The sequence below is a fragment of the Bernardetia sp. genome, assembly GCF_020630935.1.
Classification (GTDB): domain Bacteria; phylum Bacteroidota; class Bacteroidia; order Cytophagales; family Bernardetiaceae; genus Bernardetia.
The window spans coordinates 1-2392 of the sequence record NZ_JAHDIG010000150.1 but is presented as its reverse complement, the minus strand read 5'-3'; the positions used below and the strand labels follow the sequence as shown (position 1 = coordinate 2392).

Below are 2392 nucleotides of genomic sequence, written 5' to 3'. Positions count from 1 at the left end.
TAAATTCCTTTTTACAACTCCACTTTCTTATAAACAGAGAGTGGAGTTTTTTTAGGTGGATGTTTTGTAAACTATAAACATATTTTTTTATAGATTAATGGACATCTATAGATATTTGCTGTTTTGTGAGTCCCAAAACAAGGAAAAAAATACTGTTGGTTGGTATTGTAAACACTAACAATTTTTCATCTAATGTTCAGTACTCTATTTTTTTTATTCACTCGTAGAGAGTACAATTCTGAAAGTTGTTCCTTTTCCTACTTCCGATTTCAGAACACTTATTTTTCCATTATGATATTGTTCTATGATACGCTTTGCAAGAGTAAGACCTAGTCCCCATCCTCGTTTTTTGGTAGTAAAACCAGGGCGAAAAACAGTTTTGATTTGACTTTGTGGTATTCCTTTTCCTGTATCTGTTATATCTAAAATAAGTTGTTTTTGACTTTTATTAGAGGAGAAAAATAGTGTAATACTTCCTCTTCCTCCCATTTCTGCCATTGCATCGACAGCATTTTTACAAATATTTTCAATAACCCATTCAAAAAGAGGTTTGTTTATTTGCGCATATAGTTTAGCATTTTTATCTGCTCTGATACTTAGTTTTACCTTATTTGAAATTCTCTTTTTAAGATATTCTGTTACTCCTTCTGTTACTTCCAAAACATTTTCCGAACTCAAATCAGGTACAGAGCCAATACTTGAAAAACGCCCTGTTATCATCGTAAGCCTAGCAATATCTTTTTCTATTTCCATCAAAATATCTTCTTCTACACTTCCATCGGCTCTAAAATACTCTACCCAAGCCATAAGTGCAGAAAGTGGTGTGCCAAGTTGGTGAGCCGTTTCCTTAGCAAGCCCGACCCAAACCCTGTTTTGTTCAGCACGGCGAGATGAACTAAATAAAAAGTAGGCAAAAATAAGAAAGGCTGTAATAATAGAAAGTTGTGCATAAGGAAAATATTTGAGTTGGGTAAGAAGTGTAGAGTTTTCATAGTAAATATAGTATTTCCACTCTTCAGAAATCTTGACTTCAATAGGAGGATGCGCTTCTTTCATGGAAATCAAATGTTCTCTTAATACTTTTTCTTTTTCTGCATCGTTAGCATTTTTTCTAAAGTCGATATTTCTTGATTCACTAGGGTTACCTTCTTCATCTGCAATAATCATTGGAATAGACTGATTTCCCTGTAAAATATCGGTTACTAAAAAATTTAACATCAAACTATCTTCTACCTGTACAACAAGTTCTTGAGCCTTTGCAACCAAATCTATTTGTTCTTGCTCACGCTCTGCCAAGTTATCTACCAATTCGTTGGTATAATATAAAGATGCTAAGCCAATAAGAGACGCAAATACAATAAGCATCCATTTGAGCTTAGAAGGAGACTGATGAAGAGAAAGCATAGTTTAATGACTTATTTTAGATAATTTTGTAATCAAATGTATGAAAAATATTTATTTCTACTCATATTTATCTATAACTGAACTTATTGAAGAGAAATAGAGTTTTATAGCTATCTAATCATTTTATTCCAGCGACTACAATGAAAAAAAACAAACAGAAAAAAGTAGAGAAAAAACGTAAAAAATTAGCTAAAAAAATAGATAGAAAATTAGATTATGAATTTGAGTTTTTGGGAATGCGAATCAATGACCTCATGCGAAATTCGACACAGGAGGTAATAGAACACCCAAAAATTCAGAATAAAATGTCTTTTTTGCATCTCTGTGCTATGATTTTTAATGAAGAGAAATTGAAGGATTTTTTGGATATGCCTGAGTGGGAAGAGAAAGTGAAAGAGAGAAAACAACTTCTAACAGTGATTGGGAAAATAAGAAATGAGCTTAAAGATATTGAAGATAAACTCTACAAAAGTATGATTGATAAAGGAAGTGAATTGTAGAAAAATTAAACTTTTATTGGATATTTTGGGTTGTAATTGTATATTTGCAACCCACTTAATTTTTGAAAGAAAAATTAAGACAATGTAAAAATGGGGCTGACTGGTTTTGACAGGACGAGTCTTTGCGTGTATAAGCATGTAGGCTATTGAGAAGACTAGCCTTATATCGATTTTCTCAACACAACAATCGGCGAATCTAATTACGCCATGGCTGCCTAACTCTAGGAGTTAAGTAACCATTGTCTTTGCTTAGTGTCTCTACTCTGCCGACACTAACATCCGTTTACCAAGTAAACCCATAGACATCAACCCTGCCAGAGTGAAGCAATGATGAGGGCAACGGCATCAGCGACGAAAATTTAGTTGATAAGGAATAATTTTGGACGTTATCGCCTGACTTATTCCTGACAATTAATAGGATAACTAAACATGTAGAAGGCACGATGAATGCCGTATTTGGACGTGGGTTCGACTCCCACCAGCTCCAC

At 33.6% G+C, this 2392-nt stretch carries 2 protein-coding genes and 1 other RNA gene; 2 read left to right on the top strand and 1 reads right to left on the bottom strand.

Annotated elements, in window-relative coordinates; all coding sequences use genetic code 11:
* Positions 1-213: 213 nt before the first annotated feature.
* Positions 214-1404, bottom strand: a complete 1191-nt coding sequence (locus tag QZ659_RS20465; RefSeq protein WP_291728956.1) for a sensor histidine kinase — start codon at positions 1402-1404, stop codon at positions 214-216.
* A 140-nt stretch (positions 1405-1544) separates the two neighbouring features.
* Between QZ659_RS20465 and QZ659_RS20460 the strand changes: the two genes are divergently transcribed.
* Both QZ659_RS20460 and ssrA read left to right on the top strand, forming a co-directional pair.
* Positions 1545-1904, top strand: a complete 360-nt coding sequence (locus tag QZ659_RS20460) for a hypothetical protein (RefSeq protein WP_291728954.1) — start codon at positions 1545-1547, stop codon at positions 1902-1904.
* Between the two features lie 92 nt (positions 1905-1996).
* Positions 1997-2392, top strand: a transfer-messenger RNA (tmRNA) gene (gene ssrA, locus QZ659_RS20455).